Below are 25,312 nucleotides of genomic sequence, written 5' to 3'. Positions count from 1 at the left end.
GACGTAACCCTACGGGACCGGGCGGTTGCCCGGTCCTTTCTCTTGGCCACAGTCGTGAATAGACTCGAGAAAGAGACAGGAAACAGCTTTGACTGACACTTCCGACCTGAAGCCCCGTATCGGCGTACTCGCCATCCAGGGTGATTTTGCTGCCCATGCCGAAGCTCTTCGTGAAGCCGGTGCCGAAGCCGTGCTCGTCCGCAAGCCTTCAGAGCTCGCAAATATCGAGGGTCTGGTCATTCCGGGGGGTGAATCCACTACATTCCTGCGATTCCTTGAGCGGGATGGCTTCCTCGGCGCCCTGCAAGAGTTCGTACAGAACAAACCCACCTTCGGCACCTGCGCCGGTTGCATCCTGTTGGCGAAGGAAGTGCGCAATCCCGCACAGGCCAGCCTCGCCGTTCTCGATATCACCATTGAGCGCAACGCCTACGGCCGTCAGATCGACAGCGTCATTGAGACATCGCAGACCGCACTCGAAGGCGGCCCGCTCGAGCTCGTCTACATCCGCGCCCCCCGGATCGTGCGCTCCGGCGAAGAGGTGAAGGTTCTCGCCGAACGCCAGGGCTTCCCTGTTCTCGTGGAACAAGGGCACCTGATGGCTGCGACCTTCCATCCCGAGCTTTCTTCTGATCGCCGCGTGCATCAACGCTTCGTGGACCTGGTACGCAGCCGGGCTAGGGCCTAAGGCGCAGACATGATGCCGGCAAGCAACGCTCTGCTCCTGACTCTTGCCCTCTGGAAGCTCTACATGCCGCCGAACGCCGTGCTGCACGGCGCAGAATTCGACCGGCTGATGCGCTGGAATCTGATCGTTCTCCTGGTGTGCTTTGCCGCCTCGCATGTATGGCTGATTGCAGCCATGGTGCGCCGAAAACGGGCCGTGCAGGCCGGTGCTGGTTCGCCGGCTTCCCTGCTCCGCTGGATACTGCTTCCACTGCTGATCGCCCTGTATGTTGCGATGGCGGTCAGCGCGCAGCATATGTGGGCCTCAAATCGCTACCAGGGAGCGTCTCTTGAGGCCATGCAGGTGGAAGTCGTCGGCGAACAGTTTCAGTGGTACTTCCGCTATCCCGGCACCGACGCAAAATTTGGGATTACCCGCCCGGAGCTGGTCAACGCCGCAGCCGGCAATCCACTCGGCATCGATCCGGCAGACGAGGCGGGACGCGACGACCTCGTATCCAGTGTGTTGATGGTGCCTGTCGGGCGCGAAGTCGATCTCCGCATCCGGTCGCTCGACATCATCCACGGCTTTTTTGTCCCTGCGATGCGCCTCAAGCAAAACGCCGTTCCCGGCATGCTTCTGCATGTGCACTTTACGCCGACAGCGGTTGGCACTTACCCCATTCTCTGCAGCCAGGTCTGTGGCATCGGCCATGCGCGCATGCAGGCGCTGCTGAGGGTTGTGCCACAGGCCGACTATGACCGCTGGCTTGCCGGGCGAGAACAGGCGCACGCAAGGGTGATGAACTCGTCCTCGTCTATGTCCGTGTCTACATCTGCGCAGGGGGGCGTGCAGTGAGCCGTATTTTTACCACCGATCACCGCCGTCTCGGCGTGCTTTATCTTTACCTCGCGCTCGCTGCCGTCTCTGTCGGGACTGTCCTATCGCTGCTGATCCGCGTGCACCGCATCTGGCCTGACTGGCGGCTGCCACTTTATGGCCTCATGAAACCCGAGGACTACCTTGCGCTGGTGACTATGCACGGCACCATCATGGTCTTCTTCGTGCTGACCACCGCGCCGCAAAGCGGATTTGCCAATCTCGTCCTGCCAGCACAAATCGGCGCACGCCGGATGACCTTTCCTCGGCTGAATGCAGCGGCTTTCTGGCTCGCGGTGCTGTCTTTCGTGATCCTTCTGGCGGCGTTCTTCGTGCCGCAGGGCGCACCCATCTCCGGCTGGACCCATTATCCGCCGATGAGCGCGGTTGCGGCATCCGGCCCGGGACAGGGCGCGGGCATGGACGTATGGCTCGCGAGCATCGCCGTATTCTGCTTCTCGGCGTGGTTGAGCGCTGTGAACATGCTGGCTACGATCCTCACCGAGCGTTGCCAGGGGATGACCTGGAGCCGAGTGCCGATGACCGTCTGGGGCTGGATGGTCGCCTCCATCCTCACGCTGCTGGTTTTTACCGCCCTGCTGGCAGCTCTGTTGCTTCTTTTCTCAGATCGCCATCTTGGCTCGAGCTTCTTTGTCCCCATGGGGGATCTCGTCAATGGCCGCATCGTCGGTCACGGTGACGGCTCACCTCTGCTGTGGCTGCACCTCTTCTGGTTTTTCGGCCACCCCGAGGTCTACATCGCGATTCTTCCCGGTATGGGCCTTGCAACATCGATCTTTGCGAACTTTTCCCGGCGAACTGTACGCGGATACCGAGTGATGGCCGGAATGCTGGTAGCCATCGGCGGCCTTGGGCTGCTTGTCTGGGGCCATCACATGTTCGTGAGCGGCATGAATCCCTATGCCGGAACCGCCTTCGCACTCACCACCATGGCAATCGCCATACCCAGTACAGTGGAGGTGCTGGGCTGGCTCGTGCTGCTCTCCCGCGGCGGTTTGCGGCTCACGACACCGATGCTCTTTGCGCTCGGCTTCCTGTCCTTCTTCATCGCCGGTGGTCTTTCCGGGCCGCTCCTAGCCCAGCCTGCGCTCGACGGCTACCTCCACAACACCTTTTTTGTTGTCGGCCATTTTCACCTGGTGATGGGCATGGCTGGGGTTTTCTCGATTTTTGCCGGCGTTTACTACTGGTTCCCGTTGCTTACGGGCCGCAAGCTCAATGAGTTCGCCGGGAAGCTACATTTCTGGATCACCCTGATTTGCGCGTACGGCACCTTTTTCCCCATGCAGCTATCCGGCCTGGCTGGCGAACCTCGCCATTACGAGCGCCTGACCGGCCCGGCGATGGATTTCTCCGGGATCCTGGCAAATGAACGCGGCATTACCTTCTCCGCACTGACTATGGGTGCGGCACAGCTGATTTTTCTCTGGAATATCTACCGCAGCGCCCGGCGCGGAGAGGCCGCGGAGGCCAATCCCTGGCAGGCCACTACCCTCGAATGGGCGCCCGCAGGCGTTCCTCTTCGGGTCACGCACGGTCCATATGATTACGAAGGGGAAGCGCACGGCGCAAAGCGGGATTCGGCTGCGCCGGAAGTAATACTTTGCCAGTGGGAAGCTGCATCCAAACAGGAGTAAGCTGTCTGCATCAGGGAGCCGCAGCATGCCCGCCACCTTCACTCGTCATTCCGCTGAGGTCGAGCGCAGAGATCCAGGGATCGGCGGAAAGCCGCCTGTCGATCGGCGTCCGACCGGCGGCGGTGGCGACGGGGATAACTGGGATGACCATCAGTCCAGGCGGCGTGGCCCCCGGGAGCTTTTAAGCCGGTACCGGCTTGGCGTCATCTTCGCCATGGCCGGAGACCTGATGTTCTTCGTCGCCATTGTGAGCGCATTCTTTGTGCGTCAGGGAGCCGGGCACTTCGATGCCCGCGACAATTATGTCTCCGACTGGCATCCGCTTGCTGTGCCGCCCATTCTCTGGCTGAATACAGCCGTACTCCTGCTCAGCTCCGTCACCATCGAGGTTGCGCGGCGGCAGCTCTTTCGAGAAATCGACGTGATGGAGGAATGGCTTGGGCTTGGACGCCCGGCCGTGAAGCGAGCCACCCCCTGGCTTCTGGCAACGCTCGGGCTGGGCCTGCTCTTTCTCGCCGGGCAGTGGATCGCCTGGAAGCAGCTGATTGTTGCCGGCTTTCGCTTTGATTCGCCCGATCCCAGCAGCCACTTCTTTTACCTGATTACTGGAACCCACGGCGCTCACCTTGTACTTGGCCTGCTCGCTCTGGGAGCCGCGCTTTTCGGGATGTTCCAGTTGAAGCGCGTCGAACTGCGGCAGATCGCCGTTGACTGCGCAGCCTGGTACTGGCACACGATGGGGCTCTTCTGGATTTTCCTCTTCGCGCTGCTGGTATGGTTTCAGTAGACGATGTACCGACGCCTCTTCCCTGCCATTTTTTTCGCCTTCCTTCTGTTCTGGGCGGTTCCTCAAACGCAGGCACTGCAGGGATGCAGTCTCTGCAAGGACACGACGGCAGGTTCCGCGCCACGCGCACAGGCAGCGCTCCGAAAGGCCATTCTCGTTCTCGGCATTCCTGCAGGAGCTATTTTTGTCGGGCTTCTGCTCATCGCCCGGAAATACACCCCAAGGGCTGAAGACGAGAGCTAATACAGGCCAGTCCAGATACGAGTCGAGCGCTTCCGGTCTTTTCGCGTACATCGTACGTCTCCGCATATGCGCCCACGGGTGTCCCCGTCGATTTCCCGAGATCAGCGGAGCCACGCGCAACTCGCGCACGGAAAGGCTCTATGAAGATTGCGACGAAACTCTCTCCGGTGTTCCTGCTCCTCGCATCTACCTTCCTCGCCTGCGCCCAACAGTCAGGCGATGCCACCCAGACTGTCGCTGCCGGCAACAACAAAGGTCCGCTGCAGCTCTATGTTTCGGCCACGACCTCTTCCGGAGAGCCTGTCACCGGTCTCTCCCAGAATGACTTCCAGCTTCTGGATAACAAGAGCGTGGTGAGTCCGCTCTCCTTTCGCGCTGTCACAGGGCTCAACGCGGAGCCTCCGACCGAAGTGATCCTGCTGGTCGATGCCGTGAACGCAGCTTATACAACAGTGGCCTACGAGCGCGACCAGCTGCAGCGCTACCTGAAGCAGAACGACGGCCAGCTGCCGCTGCCCACCTCTCTCATTGTTTTCGAAGATGAGAACACGCGGGTGCAGACCCAGCCCACGCGCGACGGCAACGGATTGGCGAACCTGCTGAATCAGAGTGTCACCGGTCTGCGCGCGATCAACCGGTCGCAGGGCTATTGGGGCGCGGCAGACCGGCTGAGCCTTTCGACGCGCACGCTCGCCAACCTTGCGGGATACGAATCGACCCGGCCCGGCCGCAAGCTGCTCATCTGGGTTAGCCCGGGCTGGCCTTTGCTGACGGGTATCCGCACCGACATGACCGCGCGCGAAGAAGAGAGCCTCTTCCAAAACATCGTCGCCATGTCCGAGCTCCTCCACCGCGCGCACATCACGCTCTACGCCGTGAATCCTCTCGGGATGGCAGATGCAGGAAGCCTCCGCCTCACCTATTACGAAGAATTCCTAAAGGGCGTGAAGAAGCCGCAGCAGGCCGTGCCTGCTGACCTTTCTCTTCAGGTGCTCGCGGTGCAAAGCGGCGGCCTGGTCGTCAATTCAAGCAATGACATTGCAGGGCTGATCACAAGCTGCGTGCGGGATGGCCTGAGCTATTACGAGCTGACCTATCAGCCGCAGGCCGCCGATGGGCCGAACGATTACCACTCGCTCCAGGTGAAGAGCGACAAACCGGGAGTCACAGTGCGAACGCGCACTGGCTACTACGCGCAGCCGTAAAGAAAAGTAGGAAAAATCTTGTAGACGAAGGAACGGCGGCTGAGAGCCTGTTATGCCTTTTTGCGTGGCCCCGCAACCCGGAGGGCTGGGGCCAATTTTCTCGATCTCTTCGTCGCACGCCGCTTGGATATGTTCAATATCCGTCACGACGCGCTCCTCGATCTCAGAAAAATTGGCTCTCAGCGACGACCGCGGAAAAAGGCATAACAGGCTCTTAGCAGCCGCCGCCTACGAAGTGAACGATTTCGAACTTGTCGCCTGAGGACAACGGCGACGCAGTCCAACTACTGCGGGGTATGATCTCGCCGTTCTGCTCAACCGCGATGCGGTCGCCTTTGAGTGCAAGCGCGGCGATGAGATCGGCTACGGTCGGTGCTTGGGGCAGACCATCGATCGTGCGATCCTGCCCATTCAACGTGATCTGCATACTCTGACTTTATCAGGGTAAGCAGGGGTGTTTCCCGACGCCTAGCGAAGCACCCGCCACAGTTGCCACACCAGGACGCCGATGGCGCCGAGCGCGAGGTTGAAAAGCATGGCGAACATCAGGCCGCGAAAGGCTCCGGTCGGATGCTCCATGTAGAGGTCTTCATCCGGAAAGAAATTAGTCTTCCGGTTGATGACGAGCGCCAGATGGGGCCGCTCAACATGCGCGCTGATAGATGGGCCAGGCACGTTGCACACTCCTCACTGCTGGTTCTATCGGCGAAAGTGTGTGGCCCTTCAAAACGGAACAATCTGTCCGAATATGCTCCAAAGTGGGTTGGAACGTTAGGCAAAATCCAGCTCGACTTCATCGATAAAACACCAGCCCCAGGTCTCATCCGGCTCGAACGAGCGCATGATCGGGTGCTTCGTGGCGTGGAAGTGTTTTGTCGCGTGCTTGTTGGGTGAGGAATCGCAGCAGCCTACATGGCCGCACTCGAGGCACAGCCGCAGATGCACCCACCCGTCACCAGACTTGAGGCATTCTTCGCAGCCTTTCGGCGTACGCGGCGCTACGTTGTGGATGTGGTCGAGGTGGTGACAGCTTGCCATAAGATTTCTCGCTTTCGTGTGATAACTTACGTTCTCTTCCGTGCATCTTCGGGTATATGATGGCTCGTGCCAAAGATTTGCCGCTGTTTTCGCCTGTGAACTGGATGCTACTCGCTGCACCAAATCGCCGCTGAATGCAGCAGCCTCACCGTTAACGCCTTGACTCTTGACAGCTGGAAATCTAGAGTCATCACGTACCCGTAAGCGACGTTCTACCGGAGTCTTACTGGAACATGCCTACACATCCATACACGTGGAACTATATTCCCCTGCTGATCCAGATCCTGGTCGCGGTGGGCATGGGTTGCTCGATGACGACAGTCTCCTTCTTCATCGGGCGTCATCGCAGGCTTAAGACCAAACTCGAAGCATACGAGTGCGGCATTCCTGCAGAAGGCGATGCGCGTGGCCGCTTCTCGGTCCGCTTCTACATGGTCGCCATGCTCTTCATCCTCTTCGATGTGGAAGCCGTTTTCATGATGCCGTGGGCGGTGATCTACCGTCAGCTTCCGAAGATCACCGGATCGCAGTGGTTCGGCTTCTGGGAAATGCTGGTCTACCTCGGCTTCGTGTTTATCGGGCTCTTCTACATCATGAAAAAGGGCATTCTCGACTGGGCTTCTGACAAAGGCGATTTATAAGAGATGACCGAATCTGCACGCGATAAGGATTCTGTTCTTGAGGCTCACGCAGAAAATCGAGCCATTGCCTCCCTTCTTGCTGCCAATCCCGACGCGGTTACGGATGCAACGTACGACCGCAATGAACTGACACTTACTATCGCAAAAGATCAGATCCGCGCCGCGTGCAAAACGGTGCAGACCGCCGGCTACAATTTTCTCGAAGATGTGACCTGCGTCGACTGGTACCCAAGCGAGCCGCGTTTTCAGGTCACCTACCATATCCTTTCGCACAGCCTGAAGGAACGGGTGCGCCTCATCGCCTTCGTAGATAGCGTCGATCCGACGATCGACAGCATCACACAGGTGTGGCCTTCGGCAAATTTCTATGAGCGCGAGGTGTGGGACCTCTTCGGTGTGCGTTTTCACGAGCACCCAAGCCTGCGCCGCATCATGATGCCGGAAGAATGGAAGGGCCACCCGCTCCGGAAGGACTATCCCGTGGAGGGCTACCGCTGATGCCGGCCGATCTTTCAGAATTTGTCGCAACCTCTACGCTGATCAAGCCGCGTCCGGAGGTAGGCTCAAAGGACAGAACGCTGGTCCTCAACATGGGCCCGCAGCATCCGTCCACGCACGGCGTGCTTCGCCTGGTCGTTGAGATTGATGGTGAGACGGTGCTCAACGTCGTTCCCGATATCGGTTATCTCCATACTGGCATCGAGAAAACCTGCGAGGCAAAGTTCTACCAGCAGGTAGTGCCGATGACTGATCGCATCGACTACCTGAGCCCGATGACCAACAATCTCTGCTATTGTCTGGCCGTCGAGAAGCTGCTGCAGCTGGAAATCCCTGACCGTGCGCAGTGGATCCGCGTGCTCTTCAATGAGCTCACGCGCCTGAACTCGCACCTTGTATGGCTCGGCACGCACGCCATGGACATCGGCGCGCTCACTGTCTTCCTCTACTGTTTCCGCGAGCGCGAGCAGGTGCTGCGCATCTTCGAGGCCGTCGCCGGCCAGCGCATGATGACGTCGTACTTCCGTGTCGGTGGTCTTTCGCTCGAGCCACCACTCGATCTCTTCAAGACGATTCGCGATTTTCTGAAGACGATGCCGGAGAAGATCGACGAATACCAGAATCTGCTTACCGGGAATCCCATCTGGGTGAGCAGACTCAAGAATGTCGGTCATCTCAGCGCGGCCGATGCGATCGCGCTCGGTGTCACCGGCCCCCCGCTCCGCGCTTCGGGTGTCGATTGGGATCTGCGTCGCGACATGCCCTACTCGAGCTATGACAAGTTCCAGTTCAAGGTGCCTGTCTCGAATGACTGCGATGTCTGGGCTCGTTATGTCATCCGCCTTGAGGAAATGCGCGAGTCGGTAAAGATCTGCCTGCAGGCGCTCGACGGTATGCCCGAAGGCGATATCCGGGCAAATGCGCCGAAGATCGTTCTGCCCGACCGCGAAAAGATGAAGACCGAGATGGAGTCGCTCATCCATCACTTCAAGATTGTCACCGAAGGTTTTGCGGTGCCGGCCGGCCAGGTTTATCAGGCCGTTGAATCGCCGCGCGGCGAGATGGGTTACTTCGTCGTGAGCGATGGCACAGCCAAGCCCTATCGCGTGCACATGCGTAATCCTTCCTTCGCAACCCTGCAGGCTCTGCAGACCATGTGCGAAGGCCGACTGATAGCTGACGTAGTTGCGGTGATCGGATCCATCGACATCGTGCTGGGAGAAATTGATCGATGAGTTCGAAGAATACGCTCGCATGGCTCGAAGAGCTGAATGACGCGCTGGAAGCCCGTACCGGCGCAGGCGCTGCCTTCTGGCCGGAGCTGAAGCATGCCCGGACCACACTGGCCGAGGCAGAACCGATTTCGAAATATGTCACCATTACGGTGACAGAAGAAGAGGCCCACCTGCTCACCGTGGCAGCCGGTCTCTTCAAGCTGAAATTTGCGCTCGATACGCTGAGCGACACGCTGATTTACTCCTTCATCTCCGAGGAATTGCTCGATGTGCTTCCCCTCGAATCGGAGATCCTGCACTACGGCGTCATTCATCTCAAGCAGTCGCCCTGGGGCGTCATCGATGGGCCGGATGAAGACGTCACCACGTACTTCGTCGACGATCCGCAGGCGGTGCAGTACGATCCGCTCGCCGAGCAGGTAGCGCGCTGGGGCATCGAGGCGCTGCTCGGTGGCTATGAGCAGATTGCCGAGCTCGAAGCACTGGCGGAGGAGGAAGACGAAGAGGAGCACGACCACGATCACGATGACGACGAAGAGGAGCATCACCATGGCAGCAGCCGCTGATACCGGCCTCTATCGTGAACTCTGGATTTCGTTCGTGTCGCTCATCCGGTCTTATGTTGCTGCGCACGACATTGGCCGGCCTGTGGGACATGCACTGGTCGATGCGGGTGATGACGGTCACCTCTCATTGAGGGCCGAAAGACGTATTCTTTCTATCGAGATAGAACTAACAAGCGGAGCCGGAAGCTGGGCTCTTTACGAAGACGATCCGGGCCCTGAACGAGTGTTGGAACAGGGCACATTCACGATCGGGGAAGACAGTCTGGTCGAATTCAGCGACCGGCGCGGGCGGCTTGAACTGGAAGTGGCCGCCGAGGCATTCACGGCAAAGGTATTTGACGAGGAGTAGGCGTTGGCTACGGATAAGGCAACCATATTCTCAGCAGAAACCGCAGCGCGCTTCGACCGGCTGGTTACGCTCTATCCGGTCAAGCGCTCGGCGCTGGTCCCCATGCTGCTCTACGCGCAGGACGACATCGGTTATATCTCGCCCGAGGTTGTGGCCGAGATTGCGCAGCGACTGGAGCTGCGCGAGAACGATGTGGAGAGCGTGCTCAGCTATTATTCCATGCTGCGCACCAAGCCCGCTGGCAAATACAACGTACAGGTTTGCACCAACATCAGCTGCATGCTTCGCGATGGCTACGGCATCTATGCGCACTGCAAGAAGCGGCTGGGTATTGGTCATAAGGAGACGACTCCGGACGGCCTCTTCTCGCTCGAAGAGGTGGAGTGCATCGGAGCCTGCAGTTGGGCACCCGCCATGCAGGTGAACTACGACTTCTACGACGAGCTGACGCCGGAGAAGGTCGACACCATCCTCGAGGACTACAAGGCAGGCCGCGGAAAGGAAACGGTGTAACGATGCCCAGGCTGGTTTCCCATCCTGACGAGGTGAAAATCATCTCCCGCCGCTTTGGACAGGGCGCGACCGACATCGACAAGTACATTGAGCTCGATGGCTACAAGGCCGTGCGCACGGCCATTGAAAAGGGACCCGAGTGGATCATCAATGAGATGAAGGCCTCCGGCCTGCGTGGCCGCGGCGGCGCCGGCTTCCCTACCGGACTGAAATGGTCGTTCGTGCCCAAGCAGTCGGAGAGGGCGAAGTATGTACTCGTAAACGGCGACGAGAGCGAGCCGGCGACCTGCAAGGATCACGTGATCTTCCTGCACGATCCGCATGCCGTCGTCGAAGGCACCATGATCGCCGCGCTTGCCATCGGCGCGAAGATGGGCTTTATCTATTTGCGCGGCGAATACCGCTACCTGCTCAAGATCATGGAGAAAGCTGTCGCGGATGCCTATACGAAGGGCTTTCTCGGCAAGAACATCTTTGGTTCCGGCATCGATCTCGATATCGTGACGCAGACCGGAGCAGGCGCCTACGAGGTAGGTGAAGAGTCGGCGCTGATGGAGTCGCTCGAAGGTAAGCGTGGTGTGCCGCGCATCAAGCCTCCCTTCCCTGCGGTTGTCGGCCTTTACGGCGGTCCTACTGTCATCAACAATGCCGAGACTATTGCCTCGGTACCGCACATTCTGCTGATGGGCGGAGAGCCTTATGCGAAGACCGGCTCGGAGCGCAATGGCGGCACGCGTCTCTTCGGCATCAGCGGCCACGTCGAGCGCCCGGGGGTTTACGAGCTCCCCATGGGCTACAACCTCAAGAAGGCAATCTACGAGGTAGCCGGAGGCGTAAAAGACGGAAAGGCGCTGAAGGCGGTCGTGCCTGGCGGCTCTTCCACACCCGTACTGCTTCCGGATGAAATCGATGTAGGTCTCGACTTCGACCAGATGGGCAAGGCTGGCACGATGCTCGGCTCAGGCGGCATCGTCGTTATCGATGAAACCGTCTGCATGGTCGAGTTCGCGCTCAGGACGATCAAGTTCTATCAGCACGAAAGCTGCGGCTGGTGTATTCCCTGCCGAGAAGGCACGGACTGGCTCAAGAAATCGATCACCCGACTGCATGCCGGCGGTGCCGTCGATAAGGACATCGACAACATCAAGTACCTCGCCGAGAACATGCTGGGCCGCACCTTCTGCCCCCTTGGCGATGCCGCGGCGATGCCGACGATCGCCTTCGTGAAGAAATTCCGCAAGGAGTTCGAGGATCACCTGAACGGTAAGGGCTGCCCCTACCACACCTCGCTCGACCGTGAACCGGCGCTGGTATAACGCGCGCAGAAAGAGACAGGCATGGCTGACGTAACTTTCACAGTCGACGGCAAGAAGCTCACCGCTCCGGCAGGCACGCTGCTGATCGATGCCTGCAGAGCCGCGGGGATTGAGATTCCGGCCTTCTGCTATTACCCGAACCTCTCCCTGCAGGCTGCCTGCCGCATGTGCGTCGTCCGCATTGAGAAGGTGCCCAAGCTCCAGACCGCCTGCACCACGCCGGTGGCCGAGGGCATGGTCGTCCAGACCGAGACCGAAGAGATCAAGCAATCCCGCAAGGCCATGCTGGAGCTCTTGCTCGGCAACCATCCGCTCGACTGCCCGGTTTGCGATGCCGGCGGCGAGTGCGAGCTGCAGGACATGACCTTCAAGTACGGCGCCGGGGAATCGAAGTACGTAGAGACGAAGCAGCACCGCGAGGAACAGCAGTGGTCCCCGGTTGTCTACTATGACCGCCCTCGCTGCATCCTCTGCTATCGCTGCGTGCGCGTCTGCGGCGAAGGCATGGACGTCTGGGCGCTCGCCGTCGAAAACCGTGGCGCCAGCGCGGTCATCGCCCCGAATGGCGGCGACAATCTGGATTGCGAAGAGTGCGGCATGTGCATCGATATCTGCCCTGTCGGCGCGCTGACCTCCGAGACCTATCGTTATAAGACCCGCCCCTGGGAGATGAATCACGTCGGCACCGTGTGCACGCATTGCGGAGACGGCTGCAAGACGACGCTCGGCCTGCGCCGCGCAGATGACGGCATGGAGATCGTCCGCGCCGACAATCGAGACAAGAGCGGCATCAATAATGACTTCCTTTGCATCAAGGGCCGCTACGCCTTCGACTTTGCCAACCACACGGAGCGCCTGACGAAGCCTCTGGTTCGTGGCACAGACGGTAAGCTCTCGCCGGTCAGCTGGGAAGAGGCGCTCGACTTCGCGGCGAAGAAGCTCACCGAAACTCGCGATACCCGTGGCGGTAAGGCCATCGGCGTCATTGGTTCGAATCGCACGACGAATGAAGAAAATTACCTGCTGCAGAAAGTGGCGCGTAGCGTACTCCGGACGAATAACGTCGATCATCACCGCACTGCCGACTACGCTGCTTTCGCAGCCGCGCTGAAAGGCCACGCCGGACGAGAAGCTTCCCTGCGCGACTTTTACAACGCCCCGGCAATTCTCTTGCTCGGCGGCAATCCTACCGAGCAGCATCCGGCGCTGGCGTGGCAGATCCGCAGCAACGTGCGCCTGAACCGTGCGCGGCTCTACGTTGCGAACCACGAGCACATTAAACTGCGCCGTCAGGCCAAGGCTGTGGCGGATATCCCGCAGACCGGCTATGCGGCTCTGGTGCAGTATCTCTCCGGATCCGATACCGCCATCGAGGCCAACGAGTCACTGGTGAGCTTTCGCGAGGCGCTTCGCAAGGAAGAATCGCTGGTCATCGCCTTCGGTTCGGAATATCGTGGTCGCGATATTCAGGCACTGGTCGAGTTCGCGCTATCGCTTCCGAATGCAAAGGTCGCCTGCCTCGGCGATTATGTGAATTCGCGCGGCGCGGCGGATATGGGCCTGCTTCCCGATCTACTGCCCGGCTATGTGCCGGTCGGTACACCGGGCCATTTTGCAGGGGAGTACGGAGAGCTGCCGGCCGAGCCCGGTCTCGATTTGGTGCAGATGGTCGACGCCGCAGGCGCAGGCGATCTCTCCGCTCTCTACATCGTGGGCTCAAATCCCGTCGTCCGCTATGGTGTCGATCCTGCGGCACTGGAGAACACCTTTCTGGTTGTACAGGATATGTTCCTCACCGAGACTGCCGTGCTTGCGGACGTCGTCTTCCCTGCCGCCAACCTTTATGAAAAGGCCGGTACCGCAACCAACACCTATGGCGATCTGCAGTTGGTGAAGAAGGGCGCGGACAAGAGCGGCGTACGCTCGGACTTCGAAATCATCGTTCGCCTCGCGGCCAAGCTCGGCGCGAATCCCCGGACGCTTGTGCCGGTGGGTAAGGGCGTGCGCGCAGACTTCGGTCAGACACGCGGCGCGCAGTCGGGCGAGGCCGATCGCCATCAGGTCTGGCTCGCTGCCCATAGCCTCGAGCCGAAGCTCAGCCCCTTCGATCCATTCGCGATCTTCGACGAAATTCAGCGGCTGGTGCCGGCGTATGATGTTCCGCGCCTCGACCTCCTGCTTGGCAATGATGAACATCTGAAGTCTGAACTGGTGCAGATCGACAGCACGGTTATTCGCCGTGACTTAGTGCTGCCGGCCAACGATCATCTCTATACCTCAGGCCTGCTTGGGCGCTACAGCGCAAAGCTGAACGAGGTTGCCAGGTCTCCGAATATGCTGACCAGCGCCGAGGAGACGGCAGCAGACTGAGTCGAACCCGGAACGGTTTTGGGACAAAAACGTAACGCATCAAGAACGCATTCAGGAAGGCCCCTGTGGAAGTGAGCATCTGGATTTTCTTATTGCTGAGCGTGTTGAAGGTGATCGTGGTCACCATCATTCTGCTGACAGCAGTCGCCTACACGGTGCTGCTGGAACGCAAGCTGGTGGGCCGCATACAGAACCGCTGGGGTCCCAGCCGCGTCGGCCCCTTCGGACTGCTGCAGCCACTCGCGGATGGCCTGAAGCTCTTCCTGAAGGAAGATCTGATGCCTGAAGCCGTCTATCGTCCGCTCTTTGTGCTGGCACCGATTATTGCGCTGGCCTGCGCGGTGATGTCGATCTCGATGATCCCTTTTGGCGCGGATATACGCTACAAAGGCGTCGATCTCTTCCAGATCTCAGACGTCAACATAGGCCTGTTGATTCTGCTCGCGATCACCGGCGTTGGCGTATACGGCATCGCGCTCTCGGGCTGGTCTTCGAACAATAAGTACTCCCTGCTCGGTGCGCTGCGCGCGAGCGCCCAGGTCATCAGCTACGAACTCGCCCTCGGCCTCTCGCTCGTCGGCGTCATCCTGCGCTCGCAGTCCCTGCGTCTGCGGGACATCGTGGATGTGCAGGCTACGCACGGTCTGCTCTCCTGGAATGTCTTCGGCGGATTCCAGTTCGTCGCTTTCTTTATCTATCTCACCGCCGCTTACGCTGAAACCAACCGCGCTCCTTTCGATCTTCCCGAAGCGGAGAGCGAGCTGACGGCGGGCTATCACACCGAATACAGCTCGATGAAGTTCGCCATGTTCTTCATGGCTGAATACGCCAATATGATCACCGTGAGCTGCGTTGCTACACTGCTCTTCCTCGGTGGATGGTCCAGCCCGTTCGGCAGCCTGATTCCAGCCTTCGGCGGAATTGTGGTGCAGGCTCTGCTGCCGGTCTTCTGGTTTGTTGCAAAGGTCTTCTTCTTCCTCTTCCTCTACATCTGGGTGCGCGGCACGTTGCCGCGCTTCCGTTATGACCAGCTGATGAGCTTCGGCTGGAAGTTCCTCATGCCTCTGGCGGTGCTCAATATTATTGCCACCAGCCTCTGGCTTGCATTCCGTGCCGGCTAGCCTCCGTTTCGCAGCCGGCCTGACTTCGTGCGACTCAACAGGCACACATGTGAGTGACTGAAGCGATGCATCTGGTTCTCTTCTTCATCTTCGGCGGACTTTGCGTGATAGGAGCGCTGAATCTCCTGCTGCAAAGACATCCCATCAATTCGGCGCTCTCGCTCATCGTCGTCATGAGCTCGCTCGCCGTGCTCTACCTTCTACTGGGCGCAGAATTCCTCGCCGCGGCGCAGGTGATTGTCTATGCCGGCGCCATCATGGTGCTCTTCACCTTCGTCATCATGCTTTTGAACGCAGGCAAGGAAGAGAAGACCTACGGTAGCAAGGCTGCTTACTTCGTCGGCTTCCCCGGAGCGGCAGCGATCATCGCCACGCTCGTCTATATGTTCCTGCAGAACAGCGGTCCGCTTGGGGGCGCGAGACTCGGCGACTACCTGGTGACCACGGCTGACCTCAGCCGCGTACTCTTCCGCGATCTGCTTCTGCCCTTTGAAGTCACCTCCGTCCTCATTCTGGTAGCGATCCTCGGCGCTGTCGCGCTGGCAAGAAGGGAGCACTGATCGATGGTCGTTCCTATCTCCTATTACCTGATTCTCAGCGCCATCCTCTTCTCGATCGGCGTGGCTGCGTTTCTGGTGAAGCGCAATATCATCAGCGTCTTCATGTCGATTGAGCTGATGCTCAATGCCGTGAACCTCAGCTTTGTCGCCTTCGCTCACCACTGGCACCAGGTCAGCGGACAGATCTTCGTCTTCTTCGTCATGGTCGTAGCCGCCGCCGAGGCCGCTGTCGGCCTGGCCATCATCATCGCCGTCTTCCGTACGCGGAATACCCTGAACGTCGACTCGGTCGACCTGATGAAACTGTGAGGCCGAGGCAATCATGACCGGTTCCCTGCATCTCTGGCTTCTCCCCGTTATCCCGTTCCTCGGCTTCCTGCTGAACGGGCTCCTCGGCCGCCGTCTGCCCAAGGCACTGGTGACGGGGATTGCGTGGATCGCAACCCTGATTCCCTTCCTGCTGGTCGCCAACATCTGGTTCCACCTCGGCTCGATCTCGCAACCTTATGTCGAGAACCTGGGAACCTGGATCACCGCGGGCAGCTTCCACGCCGATTTCGCCCTGCAGCTCGATCACCTGACGATGATCATGCTGCTCATCGTGACGGGTGTCGGCTTCCTCATCCACATTTACTCGGCCGGATACATGGCGCACGAAGAGGGGTACTGGCGTTTCTTCGCCTACCTGAATCTCTTCATGTTCTTCATGCTCACGCTGGTACTCTCTGAGAACTTCCTGCTGATGTTTGTCGGCTGGGAGGGTGTGGGTCTCGCTTCTTACCTGCTCATCGGCTTCTATTTCCTGAAGGACTCTGCAGCGAACGCCGGCAAGAAGGCCTTCGTCGTTAACCGCATCGGCGATTTCGGCTTTCTGCTGGGTATGTTCCTGCTGGTCGCGCACTTCGGCACACTGAGCTACAGCGGCGTCTTCTCGCAGATTTCGCAGCATCCGGAATGGCAGGGTGGTTTCCTCACTGCGATCGCCATCTTCCTGGTCGTCGGAGCTACCGGCAAATCGGCGCAAATTCCTCTCTACGTCTGGCTGCCGGACGCGATGGAAGGCCCAACGCCCGTCTCCGCACTCATCCACGCGGCGACCATGGTCACGGCTGGCGTCTACATGATCGCCCGATCGCATGTGCTCTTTGACCGCTCGCCCTTCGCTCTAAGCATCGTTGCGATCATCGGCGCCGCGACGGCCTTCTTTGCCGCGACCATCGGCCTGGTGCAGACGGATATCAAGCGCGTGCTGGCCTACTCGACGGTCTCGCAGCTCGGCTATATGTTTCTTGCCTGCGGCGTCGCTTCCTACGGCGCGGGCATCTTTCATCTCGTTACCCACGCCTTCTTCAAGGCTCTGCTCTTCCTCGCGGCCGGCTCCGTCATCCACGCGCTCGGCGGTGAGCAGGATATGCGGGTGATGGGCGGCTTGAGAAAGAAGATCCCGGCAACGTTCTGGACGATGACGGCCGGCGTAATCGCTATCTCAGGTATTCCGCCCTTCGCCGGCTTCTTCAGCAAGGACGAGATCCTTTACCAGGCATTCCTCTCTCCGAACGGTGGCAAGATTCTCTGGTTTGTGGGACTGGTCACCGCGTTTCTGACCTCGTTCTACATGTTCCGGCTGTGGTATCTCACCTTCTTCGGTGAAAGCCGCGCGAAGGAGACTTCGGCGCTTCACGATCACGGTGCTGCCGTACATGCGAGCGCCTCATCGACGCTCACGCTCGAGGATGAGCCCGACCACGGACATGGTCATGGCCACGCGCACGGTGTGCATGAGAGCCCCGCAGTCATGCTGATCCCGCTTGGCATCCTCGCCCTGTTGTCACTTATCGGAGGCTGGATCGGCGTTCCTGCTGCGTTACACGGTCACAACGAATTCGCACACTTCCTTGCTCCCATCTTCGGCGGTGAGGAGAACCCTGCAGGCTCAAATGGTTTGGAACTAACGCTCGCGGCAGTCTCCACACTCACCGCTCTCGCTGGCTGGTTTACCGCCCATTTTCTTTATTTCCTACGGCCGGAACTGCCTGGAAAACTGGCACAGAGCCTGCGTGGCCTCTACCTGCTACTGCTGAACAAGTACAAGATAGACGAGCTCTATGGGCTGGTTATCGTCACGCCCCTGCTGCTCTTCTCTCGCTACGCTCTGAAGACGGTGTTCGATATGGGCGTCATCGACGGCGCTGCGTATGCCGCAGGCTCTGTCACTCAAGGGCTTGGCGCAATTGCTCAGAGATTTCAATCCGGTAACCTGCGTTCTTATGCGGGATGGCTCTCTCTGGGGGCCGCAGTCCTGCTGATCCTCACGTATTTCGGTTTCACCGCGCACTTTACGCTGCGATAACGCAACCAACGAAGACACGACGCACTACAGATAAGGACATTCTTCGTGGAGATACATTCGATCCTGTCGCTGATCACCTTCGTACCCGCCGTGGGCGCGGTGGTGGTCGCACTGTTGCCGAGGAAGGGGCGTCTCATCCAGTGGTGGTCGCTGCTGGTGTCGATCGCGACCTTCCTGCTGACGCTGCACCTGCCCGCACACTATGTTTATGGCCAGAGCGGCTTCCAGTTTGAGGAAAACGCGCCCTGGGTTGCGAGCCCTGCAATCCGCTACCATCTCGGTGTCGACGGCATCTCGATGTGGCTGGTGGTACTCACTGGCTTCCTCTCGGTGGTCGGCGTGCTCGCCTCATGGAAGGCGATTGAGAACCGTGCGAAGGAGTTTTACTTCTTCTTCCTGCTGCAGCAGACAGCGATGCTCGGTGTCTTCGTCGCTCTCGACCTGATCCTCTACTACGGGTTCTGGGAGCTCTCGCTGATCCCCATGGCTATCCTGATCGCCATGTTCGGCAAGGATCGCGGACCGAAGACAGCGATCAAGTTCTTCACTTACACCTTTATCCCATCCGCGCTTTTCCTGGTGGCGATTCTCTATCTTTACGCGAAGACCGGCACCTTCGATTATGTTGAGCTACAGCATGCGCTCTCCGGCGGCGGACTCTTCACCGCGAATGCGCTCTGCTGGGTTTCGCTGGCTTTCCTCGCAGCCTTCGCTGTGAAGGTTCCAGTCTTTCCGCTCCATGGCTGGCTCGCGGATACGATCAGCGACGCGCCGACCGCAATGGCAATGGTCGTCGCCGGCAAGCTCGGACTTTACTCCATCCTGCGGTACAACCTCGGCCTTTTCCCCGAACAGGCGCGAGAGATTGCACCGCTCATGATTGCGCTCGCGGTGATCGGGCTGCTCTACGGCGCCTGTGTCGCGCTCGTGCAGAACGATATGAAGCGGCTGGTGGCCTACTCCATCATGAGCCACCTTAGCTTCTGCACCCTCGGGATCTTCTGCTTCGCAATTACGGGGCTTAACGGGGCCGTCTACCAGATTCTGAATCACGGCATTTCCGGTTCGGCCATTCTGATCCTGATCGGCATTCTCTACGATCGTTTCGGCACGTACGAACTGCCAGAGTACGGCGGTCTCGCAGCCAGGACTCCCTGGCTGGTGACGCTCTTCGTCATCACCACGCTTTCGCTGGTGGGCCTCCCGATCCTCAATGGTTTCGTCGGAGAGTTCCTGATCCTCAGCGGCAGCTTCGCAGGCCACATGGGCTGGGTCGCAGCGGCGACGGTCGGCGTCATCCTTGGCGCTGCCTACATGCTGGTGCTGGTGCAGAAGATCTTTTATGGCCCCGTGTCCTCGCTTGTCACCTCGAAGCCCGCGGTCGACCTCACCGCCCGCGAGCACCTGCTCCTCTGGCCCATGGCCATCCTGATGCTCATCATGGGCGTGGCTTCGCCCTATTGGATCCGGGCAATCGACGGCTCGGTGAACGGCCTCGCCGACCACGCTACACAGACGGCTACTTATATGGAGAAGCGATGAACACCGTGGCTCCTATCCTTCGCATTCTCCCCGAGGTGATTCTCACCATCACCGGCATCCTCATCATGCTGGCTGAGCCGATTCTGCCGGAAAAGGCCAGCCGTAAACCCCTGGGATGGCTCGCGGTAGCCGGTGTACTGCTGTCGCTTGGCGCGAGCTACTACCAGACCACGCTGGCCCCAGGCTCGGCCTTTTTCAACACAGTCCAGACCGACGCTTTCAGCTCCTTCTTCCACATCACCATTGCCGGCATTGTGCTGGTCTCGTTGCTGGTCGCACTCGACGCGACAAACGAGCATACGCCGTTCCTCGGCGAGTATTTCGCGCTCGTCACCTTCGGCGCAGTAGGCATGATGCTGATGACTTCGGCGTCCGAGCTGCTGGTGGTCTTCATTGGCCTCGAGATCTCTTCGATTTCCACCTACATCCTCGCCGGCTTCCGCAGAAAGAGCGCGAAGGCCCCCGAGGCGTCAATTAAATATTTCCTGCTGGGGTCTTTCGCCACGGCATTCTTCCTCTATGGCATCGCGCTCACCTTCGGCGCGACCGGGACCACGACCATCGCCGGCATTGCGCAGAGGCTCACCGCCAGCCAGACACCCGCGCTCGCTCTCGTCGGTGCGGCGATGATTATTATCGGTCTGGGCTTCAAGGTCTCCGCCGCTCCCTTCCAGGTGTGGACGCCGGATGTCTACGAAGGCGCTCCCTCGCCGGTGGTCGGTCTTATGTCTACCGCGCCGAAGGCCGCAGCCTTCGCGGTGCTGCTCCGCGTTCTCTACGGAGCCTTCCCTGCCATCCATGCCAACTGGGTACCGCTCATCTGGATCATTGCGGCACTCTCGATGACCATCGGCAACCTCGGTGCGCTGCGGCAGGTCAACGTCAAGCGCATGCTCGCCTACTCTTCGATTGCGCACGCAGGCTACCTGCTGGTCGCCTTCACCGCACTCTCGGCAGATGGCATCGCAGCGGCCAGTTTCTATGCCCTCTCTTATGCTGCGATGAACGTGGGTATCTTCGCCGTCATCAGCCATGCCGGCGGCTACGAAGACCGCCTCAGCGAGATTGAAGACTATCGAGGCCTCGCCTACCGTTCGCCGCTTCTCGGCGGCGCAATGGGCTTCTTCCTTATCTCGCTGATCGGCATTCCCTTCACCGGCGGATTCTTCGGCAAGTTCTACGTCTTCACGGCGGCGATCCACTCCGGCTTTGTGTGGCTGGCCATCATCGGCCTCATCAACAGCGGCGTAGCGGCGTACTACTATCTCCGCGTGCTCGCTACGATCTACAACCGGCCCTATGCGGCGGTCACAGCACCTCCTCTACCCCGCGCCAAGGTATCCCTCCTGGTTGCCCTGCTTCTGACCGTTGCGACGACCCTCATTCTCGGCATCGCGCCGGGCAGGATCCTCTCACAGGCCAAAGCTGGAGCTCTGACGCTGTTTCCCTCGCAGACGACAGCAGACACCAGCCAAGGGCAATAGCCTCGGGTTCAGGCCAATCGAAAAGAGGATCCCCGCAAGGGATCCTCTTTTGCTTTCCGCCCAATCCGTACTCGGCCAGCCAGGCTAGGCAACGTTCTTCTTTTCGCCCTGGCTCTGCTCTGCCGATTGATCCTCGCCCGGTTTTTCTGGCGATTTTGCTTCCGGTGTTTTTTCGTCCGCGGGAAGCTCCACCTTGACCTCGTGCTCGCGATCCCAGGCCTTTGCCCGCGCCGCCTTGATCTCCGCATCCGCCTTCGCTACGCGGGCGCGATCGATCAGTCCGTCCCCGGCCTCCTGCAGATTGCCCCAGGCTTCGCGGGCGTCGCCCTTGATCTGATCTTCCTGGCCGGCTGACTTGAGCGCCGCATCGCCCACCAGCGCCCCTGCCGCTTCTTCTACGTGTCCGCCTGCCTTTTGCAGAGCGCCTTTTACCTGATCCTTATTCATGCCCTGTGCTCCTTTTCAACCACAGATAGGGTGCGTCTGTACGGGCAATGGGTTGGCTGAGCCTCGAGCGTCGGGCGGGATCGATTTCAGGCAGCAAAAAGCCCCCGGATCCCGGGGGCCTTTGCGAGCCCAGAACTGCGTTTATCGCAGCTGGTTACTTGGCGGTGAGGAAGATCACGACCAGCGTGAAGAGCGTGAGCGACTCGATGAAGGCGAGACCGAGCACGAGCAGAAGCTGGATGCCGGAGCGCGCACCGGGGTTGCGGGCGATCGCCTCGGTTGCCGAAGCGGTGGCCTTACCCTGGCCGACGCCGCAAAGGCCGGCGGCGATACCCATGCCGATACCGGCGCCGATCGGCACCAAGCTGGCAGCACCGCTACCCGAACCGGTCTGGGCAAAGGCGGGCGACGCGATAAGCAGGCATGCCATGGTCATGAACAGATATTGCAGTTTACGCATACTTCCTCCAAGCTTCCCTGAAAAGTGTGCCGCCAGTGGGTGGTTGAGGCTCACCGTGCTGGCCCCCTCACGCTGAACGGCTCCGTAGCGCAGCGGCGGAAGCGCGATTCCGCTGCCCGGATATCTCTTTAGTGCTCGACCGTGACAGCCATCGAAAGATAGATGAAGGTGAGCAGCATGAAAACGTAAGCCTGGATCAGTGCAACGCCGAAGTGCAGTCCGAGGAACACGACCGGTACGCCGATCGGAATCATCGAGAAGAAGACCAGGGTCAGCAGGTCGCTGGCAAACATGTTCGCGTAAAGACGGATAGTGAGCGACATGATGCGGGCGAGGTGCGAAATGATCTCGATCGGGAACATCAGCGGAGTCAGCCACCAGATCGGCCCTGCGAAATGCTTCACGTAGCCGATCGGGCCCTGTGCGCGGACGCCGTTCCAGTTGTAGTAGATGAATGTGAGCAGCGCGAGCGCGAGCGGCACGTAGGGCTTCGCGGTCGGCGTCTCGATGCCGGGCAGCAGGCCGAAGAGATTGCAGCAGCCGACAAACAGCAGGATCAGCGTGGCATAAGCCACATGCGGCTCATAGCCGTGGCCGATGATGGCTTCGCCCTGGCTGCTGACGAAGTCGTTCAGCAACTCGAACACACCCTGTACCGTGCCCGGCTTCTCCACGTTGAGCGAGGCCCGCGCGATCACGAAGAAGAACAGTAGACCGAACATGACGAGCAGTTCGAGCGTGAGCGTGTTGTCGCGCAAGGGCGCGTTCGGATGCGAGACGTGAATGCCCAGGCGCGTCAGGAACGGCACGAGAGGCGCGGCGAAATAGACATTCAGCAGGTGCGTCAGAGCAGTGAGTAGGCTCAGCATAACAATCCAGTTGGAAACAATATCAGATCAGGAGCGGAGTAGGCGGACAGCTTCTACGGTGAGAGCAACAACGCCTAATCCTAGACTCGTGACAAGCCCATAAGGCATGCCGTGAGAACACTTTAGGGTAACATACAGCAGCCCGCCGGCGAGGGTCAGGCGCAGGAAAAACATGCTGACCACCCGGAAGGTGGTGCGCGGCGTCTGTTTGCCGTCCAGCTTGTCGTTTACGAAGGAGATGAGCCGCTGCCACTCGTAGAGGCCGGTAATGGAAATGATGCCGCCGGCAAGGCAGGCCAGCGCCGCAATCCAGCCCTGGGTAAAGCCGAAAACGCCGCAGGCGATCAGCGTCAGGATGCCGCAAAGCCGCATGGCGCGGCGCATGGTGGCCGCAAGATCGGCATCGGTAAAGTTCAGCATGGAGCCTATATCTGTCATGGTCCTGTTTCGTATGCGAGTGATTGGCCAAAAATCGGCAATTCAGAGGCCGGCTATTCCCTGGCGGACTATTCTTTCGCGCCTAAAGCCTGCCGGACAGCCTCGACCAGCCCCGCGACCGCGCCGAAGATCAGGCCCACGATGTAGATCCAGTGCTGGTGCAGCCAGTGGTCCAGTAGCGCCCCTGCACCCCAGCCGATAAACACCGCGCACGGCATTACCACGGCGATCTGCGTCAGCCGCTCGGCTTTTGCGATGCTCTGCAGGTTGCCGCTGCTGTTCTTTTGGGGTTTGAGGTCCGCCATGGTTTAAGCCTGCATCCGCCGGCACACCTGCTGGACAGAGTCGCTCTCCTATTGAACCACAAGCGACCTTCCCGTGGCGGCCCCTAGCGCTTGCCGCCGTTATACTTAGCGGAGGAATCTCACTCAAGGAAGTCCAGTGTTCGAATCAGAGTTCGAGCGGAATCTTTTCACGCTCCGCCAGGAAAAGCTGAAGCAGATTGAGGCGCTGGGTCAGCGCGCCTACCCCAATTCGTTCGCCGCCACGCACACCCTCGCGGCCATTCGCGAACAGTATGACGCTGTCACCGGCGAGGCGCTCGAGGCGACCCGCATCGACGTCACCGTAGCCGGCCGCATCATGGCCATTCGCGCCCAGGGTAAAGCGGGCTTCGCACAACTCCAGCAGGAGGGCGTCCGCCTCCAGTTGTACGTCCGCAAGGACGCGGTCGGCGAGACCGGCTTCGATCTCTACAAGCTGCTCGATCTGGGCGACCACATCGGCGTGACCGGTTATCTCTTCCGCACCCGCACCGGCGAGCTCTCGATCCATGTCGAGACCATCACCTTCCTGGCCAAAGCCATGCTGGCGCTGCCGGACAAGTTCCACGGCCTTTCCGATATCGAGTTGCGCTATCGCCAGCGCTACGCCGACCTCATCATGAACGGCGTGCTCAACGAAGAGCCTGAAGCTGCGGAAGCCACCGAGGAGACGCCGGTCCCCGAACCTGCGGCGAAGTCGATCCGTGTCCGCGATGTCTTCGTCAAGCGTGCAAAGCTGCTCTCCGCGCTGCGCCGGTTCTTCGATTCACGCGGATACATCGAAGTCGAAACGCCGATGATGCAGTCGATTCCGGGCGGCGCTGCGGCGCGTCCGTTCACGACGCATCACAATGCGCTCGATCTCGATCTTTTCCTGCGCATTGCGCCAGAGCTCTACCTCAAGCGGCTGGTGGTTGGGGGCATGGATCGTGTCTACGAGATCAACCGCAACTTCCGCAACGAAGGCGTCTCAACGCAACACAATCCCGAGTTCACAATGCTCGAGTTCTATCAGGCCTATGCGAATTACCACGACCTGATGAACCTGACCGAGGAGATCATCACCTACGTTGCGAACGAAGTGAACGGCACCACGATCACTCACTTCAACGGCACAGAGATCGACCTGGGTAAATGGCGGCGCTTCTCCATGCGTGAAGCCATCATCGAATTCTGGCCGGAGGCTGCAGGCGATAAACCTTCGCTCGATGTCTTCCAGAGCGATGAAGGCGTGGTTGGTCTTGTGGAGAGACTGCGTGCCACCGGCGAGAGAGTCGACTTCCAGGCCGGTGAGCCACGCGGCAAGACAATCGCCACCGTCTTCGAGACGGTCGCCGAAGAGCATCTTATCCAGCCGACGATTATCTACGACTTCCCTCTCGCCGTCTCACCGCTTTCGAAGCAAAAGGCCGATGAGCCCGATTGGGTGGAGCGCTTCGAGTTCTATATCGGAGGCTTCGAGGTAGGCAATGCCTTCAGCGAGCTGAACGATCCGGTCGAGCAGGAGTCGCGCTTCAAGCAGCAGTTCAGCGAGCGCGAGCGCGGGGACGATGAGGCCCACCAGATGGACGAAGACTACGTCCGAGCTCTTGGTTACGGCCTGCCACCAACGGGTGGCGAAGGCATCGGCATCGATCGCCTCACCATGCTGCTGACCGGCGCGCGCTCCATCCGCGACGTCATTCTCTTCCCGCTGCTGCGTCCGCAAAGACAGCAGGAGAACGCGGCAGAGACGCAGGAGAACTAATCAGCA

Annotated in this window: 28 protein-coding genes; 20 read left to right on the top strand and 8 right to left on the bottom strand. The window is 59.7% G+C overall.

Annotated elements, in window-relative coordinates:
• Window positions 1–88 precede the first annotated feature (88 nt).
• The 5 genes from pdxT to QM649_RS04730 all read left to right on the top strand — a co-directional run bounded on the left by pdxT (window position 89) and on the right by QM649_RS04730 (window position 5,439).
• The gene (pdxT, locus tag QM649_RS04750; protein WP_415197867.1) at window positions 89–688 is read left to right on the top strand and encodes a pyridoxal 5'-phosphate synthase glutaminase subunit PdxT; all 600 of its coding nucleotides are present in this window, start codon (window positions 89–91) and stop codon (window positions 686–688) included.
• A 9-nt stretch (window positions 689–697) separates the two neighbouring features.
• Entirely contained in the window at window positions 698–1,525 is an 828-nt protein-coding gene (locus QM649_RS04745; RefSeq protein ID WP_415197866.1) for a cytochrome C oxidase subunit II, read from the top strand.
• Window positions 1,522–3,204: a cytochrome c oxidase subunit I gene (locus QM649_RS04740; RefSeq protein ID WP_415197865.1), complete on the top strand. Its 1,683-nt coding sequence runs from the start codon at window positions 1,522–1,524 to the stop codon at window positions 3,202–3,204. The genes QM649_RS04745 and QM649_RS04740 overlap by 4 nt, the downstream gene beginning before the upstream one ends.
• Window positions 3,205–3,229: 25 nt before the next feature.
• Window positions 3,230–3,991, top strand: coding sequence for a cytochrome c oxidase subunit 3 (locus QM649_RS04735; protein ID WP_415197864.1), 762 nt, complete (start codon window positions 3,230–3,232; stop codon window positions 3,989–3,991).
• A 383-nt stretch (window positions 3,992–4,374) separates the two neighbouring features.
• Complete coding sequence (locus tag QM649_RS04730; RefSeq protein ID WP_415197863.1) at window positions 4,375–5,439, top strand: VWA domain-containing protein; 1,065 nt, start codon at window positions 4,375–4,377, stop codon at window positions 5,437–5,439.
• 214 nt (window positions 5,440–5,653) lie between these two features.
• Here the strand turns inward: QM649_RS04730 and thiS are convergent, their stop codons facing one another.
• The 3 genes from thiS to QM649_RS04715 form a co-directional block, all read right to left on the bottom strand.
• Window positions 5,654–5,866 carry a sulfur carrier protein ThiS gene (thiS, locus tag QM649_RS04725; RefSeq protein WP_415197862.1) on the bottom strand — a complete coding sequence of 71 codons (213 nt, stop codon included), beginning with the start codon at window positions 5,864–5,866 and terminating at the stop codon, window positions 5,654–5,656.
• Between the two features lie 41 nt (window positions 5,867–5,907).
• A complete protein-coding gene (locus QM649_RS04720; RefSeq protein ID WP_415197861.1) occupies window positions 5,908–6,114 on the bottom strand; it encodes a hypothetical protein in 207 nt (68 codons plus the stop codon).
• Window positions 6,115–6,210: 96 nt separating this feature from the next.
• Window positions 6,211–6,477, bottom strand: coding sequence for a ubiquitin carboxyl-terminal hydrolase 14 (locus QM649_RS04715; RefSeq protein WP_415197860.1), 267 nt, complete (start codon window positions 6,475–6,477; stop codon window positions 6,211–6,213).
• A 233-nt stretch (window positions 6,478–6,710) separates the two neighbouring features.
• On the opposite strand from QM649_RS04715, the gene QM649_RS04710 reads away from it, so the two are divergent.
• The 14 genes from QM649_RS04710 (at window position 6,711) to QM649_RS04645 (ending at window position 21,022) form a co-directional block, all read left to right on the top strand.
• Entirely contained in the window at window positions 6,711–7,118 is a 408-nt protein-coding gene (locus QM649_RS04710; RefSeq protein ID WP_415197859.1) for an NADH-quinone oxidoreductase subunit A, read from the top strand.
• Window positions 7,119–7,121: 3 nt separating this feature from the next.
• Window positions 7,122–7,616: an NADH-quinone oxidoreductase subunit C gene (locus tag QM649_RS04705; RefSeq protein WP_415197858.1), complete on the top strand. Its 495-nt coding sequence runs from the start codon at window positions 7,122–7,124 to the stop codon at window positions 7,614–7,616.
• A complete protein-coding gene (gene nuoD / locus QM649_RS04700) occupies window positions 7,616–8,851 on the top strand; it encodes an NADH dehydrogenase (quinone) subunit D (protein WP_415197857.1) in 1,236 nt (411 codons plus the stop codon). The genes QM649_RS04705 and nuoD overlap by 1 nt, the downstream gene beginning before the upstream one ends.
• A complete protein-coding gene (locus QM649_RS04695) occupies window positions 8,848–9,417 on the top strand; it encodes a hypothetical protein (RefSeq protein WP_415197856.1) in 570 nt (189 codons plus the stop codon). Before nuoD ends, QM649_RS04695 begins: the two co-directional genes overlap by 4 nt.
• The gene (locus QM649_RS04690; protein WP_415197855.1) at window positions 9,401–9,766 is read left to right on the top strand and encodes a hypothetical protein; all 366 of its coding nucleotides are present in this window, start codon (window positions 9,401–9,403) and stop codon (window positions 9,764–9,766) included. Before QM649_RS04695 ends, QM649_RS04690 begins: the two co-directional genes overlap by 17 nt.
• A gap of 3 nt (window positions 9,767–9,769) precedes the next feature.
• Entirely contained in the window at window positions 9,770–10,279 is a 510-nt protein-coding gene (gene nuoE / locus QM649_RS04685) for an NADH-quinone oxidoreductase subunit NuoE (protein WP_415197854.1), read from the top strand.
• Between the two features lie 2 nt (window positions 10,280–10,281).
• Complete coding sequence (gene nuoF / locus QM649_RS04680) at window positions 10,282–11,595, top strand: NADH-quinone oxidoreductase subunit NuoF (protein WP_415197853.1); 1,314 nt, start codon at window positions 10,282–10,284, stop codon at window positions 11,593–11,595.
• A gap of 21 nt (window positions 11,596–11,616) precedes the next feature.
• Window positions 11,617–13,965, top strand: coding sequence for an NADH-quinone oxidoreductase subunit NuoG (gene nuoG, locus QM649_RS04675; RefSeq protein WP_415197852.1), 2,349 nt, complete (start codon window positions 11,617–11,619; stop codon window positions 13,963–13,965).
• 71 nt (window positions 13,966–14,036) lie between these two features.
• Window positions 14,037–15,086, top strand: coding sequence for an NADH-quinone oxidoreductase subunit NuoH (nuoH, locus tag QM649_RS04670; RefSeq protein ID WP_415197851.1), 1,050 nt, complete (start codon window positions 14,037–14,039; stop codon window positions 15,084–15,086).
• A 65-nt stretch (window positions 15,087–15,151) separates the two neighbouring features.
• Window positions 15,152–15,646 carry an NADH-quinone oxidoreductase subunit J gene (locus tag QM649_RS04665; RefSeq protein WP_415197850.1) on the top strand — a complete coding sequence of 165 codons (495 nt, stop codon included), beginning with the start codon at window positions 15,152–15,154 and terminating at the stop codon, window positions 15,644–15,646.
• Between the two features lie 3 nt (window positions 15,647–15,649).
• Entirely contained in the window at window positions 15,650–15,955 is a 306-nt protein-coding gene (gene nuoK / locus QM649_RS04660; RefSeq protein WP_129208334.1) for an NADH-quinone oxidoreductase subunit NuoK, read from the top strand.
• Window positions 15,956–15,968: 13 nt separating this feature from the next.
• Window positions 15,969–17,996: an NADH-quinone oxidoreductase subunit L gene (gene nuoL / locus QM649_RS04655; protein WP_415197849.1), complete on the top strand. Its 2,028-nt coding sequence runs from the start codon at window positions 15,969–15,971 to the stop codon at window positions 17,994–17,996.
• Window positions 17,997–18,041: 45 nt separating this feature from the next.
• Window positions 18,042–19,538: a complex I subunit 4 family protein gene (locus QM649_RS04650; RefSeq protein WP_415197848.1), complete on the top strand. Its 1,497-nt coding sequence runs from the start codon at window positions 18,042–18,044 to the stop codon at window positions 19,536–19,538.
• Window positions 19,535–21,022, top strand: coding sequence for an NADH-quinone oxidoreductase subunit N (locus QM649_RS04645; protein ID WP_415197847.1), 1,488 nt, complete (start codon window positions 19,535–19,537; stop codon window positions 21,020–21,022). The genes QM649_RS04650 and QM649_RS04645 overlap by 4 nt, the downstream gene beginning before the upstream one ends.
• 84 nt (window positions 21,023–21,106) lie before the next feature.
• Here QM649_RS04645 and QM649_RS04640 read toward each other — a convergent pair whose 3' ends face one another.
• From QM649_RS04640 to QM649_RS04620, 5 genes are all read right to left on the bottom strand, one after another.
• A complete protein-coding gene (locus QM649_RS04640; protein WP_415197846.1) occupies window positions 21,107–21,469 on the bottom strand; it encodes a CsbD family protein in 363 nt (120 codons plus the stop codon).
• A 154-nt stretch (window positions 21,470–21,623) separates the two neighbouring features.
• Complete coding sequence (locus QM649_RS04635; RefSeq protein WP_415197845.1) at window positions 21,624–21,929, bottom strand: ATP synthase F0 subunit C; 306 nt, start codon at window positions 21,927–21,929, stop codon at window positions 21,624–21,626.
• 128 nt (window positions 21,930–22,057) lie between these two features.
• Window positions 22,058–22,798 (bottom strand): F0F1 ATP synthase subunit A, encoded by a 741-nt coding sequence (gene atpB, locus QM649_RS04630; protein ID WP_415197844.1) that lies wholly within the window; start codon window positions 22,796–22,798, stop codon window positions 22,058–22,060.
• Window positions 22,799–22,825: 27 nt separating this feature from the next.
• Window positions 22,826–23,218 carry an ATP synthase subunit I gene (locus tag QM649_RS04625; protein ID WP_415197843.1) on the bottom strand — a complete coding sequence of 131 codons (393 nt, stop codon included), beginning with the start codon at window positions 23,216–23,218 and terminating at the stop codon, window positions 22,826–22,828.
• Between the two features lie 86 nt (window positions 23,219–23,304).
• Window positions 23,305–23,541, bottom strand: coding sequence for an AtpZ/AtpI family protein (locus QM649_RS04620; protein ID WP_415197842.1), 237 nt, complete (start codon window positions 23,539–23,541; stop codon window positions 23,305–23,307).
• Window positions 23,542–23,677: 136 nt separating this feature from the next.
• Between QM649_RS04620 and lysS the strand changes: the two genes are divergently transcribed.
• Window positions 23,678–25,306: a lysine--tRNA ligase gene (gene lysS / locus QM649_RS04615; protein ID WP_415197841.1), complete on the top strand. Its 1,629-nt coding sequence runs from the start codon at window positions 23,678–23,680 to the stop codon at window positions 25,304–25,306.
• The last annotated feature ends 6 nt before the right edge of the window (window positions 25,307–25,312 follow it).

This window comes from Silvibacterium sp., from assembly GCF_047605705.1.
Taxonomy (GTDB): Bacteria; Acidobacteriota; Terriglobia; order Terriglobales; family Acidobacteriaceae; genus Silvibacterium.
The sequence above is the reverse complement of the archived record's forward strand: the minus strand, read 5'-3'. Positions and strand labels throughout refer to the sequence as shown.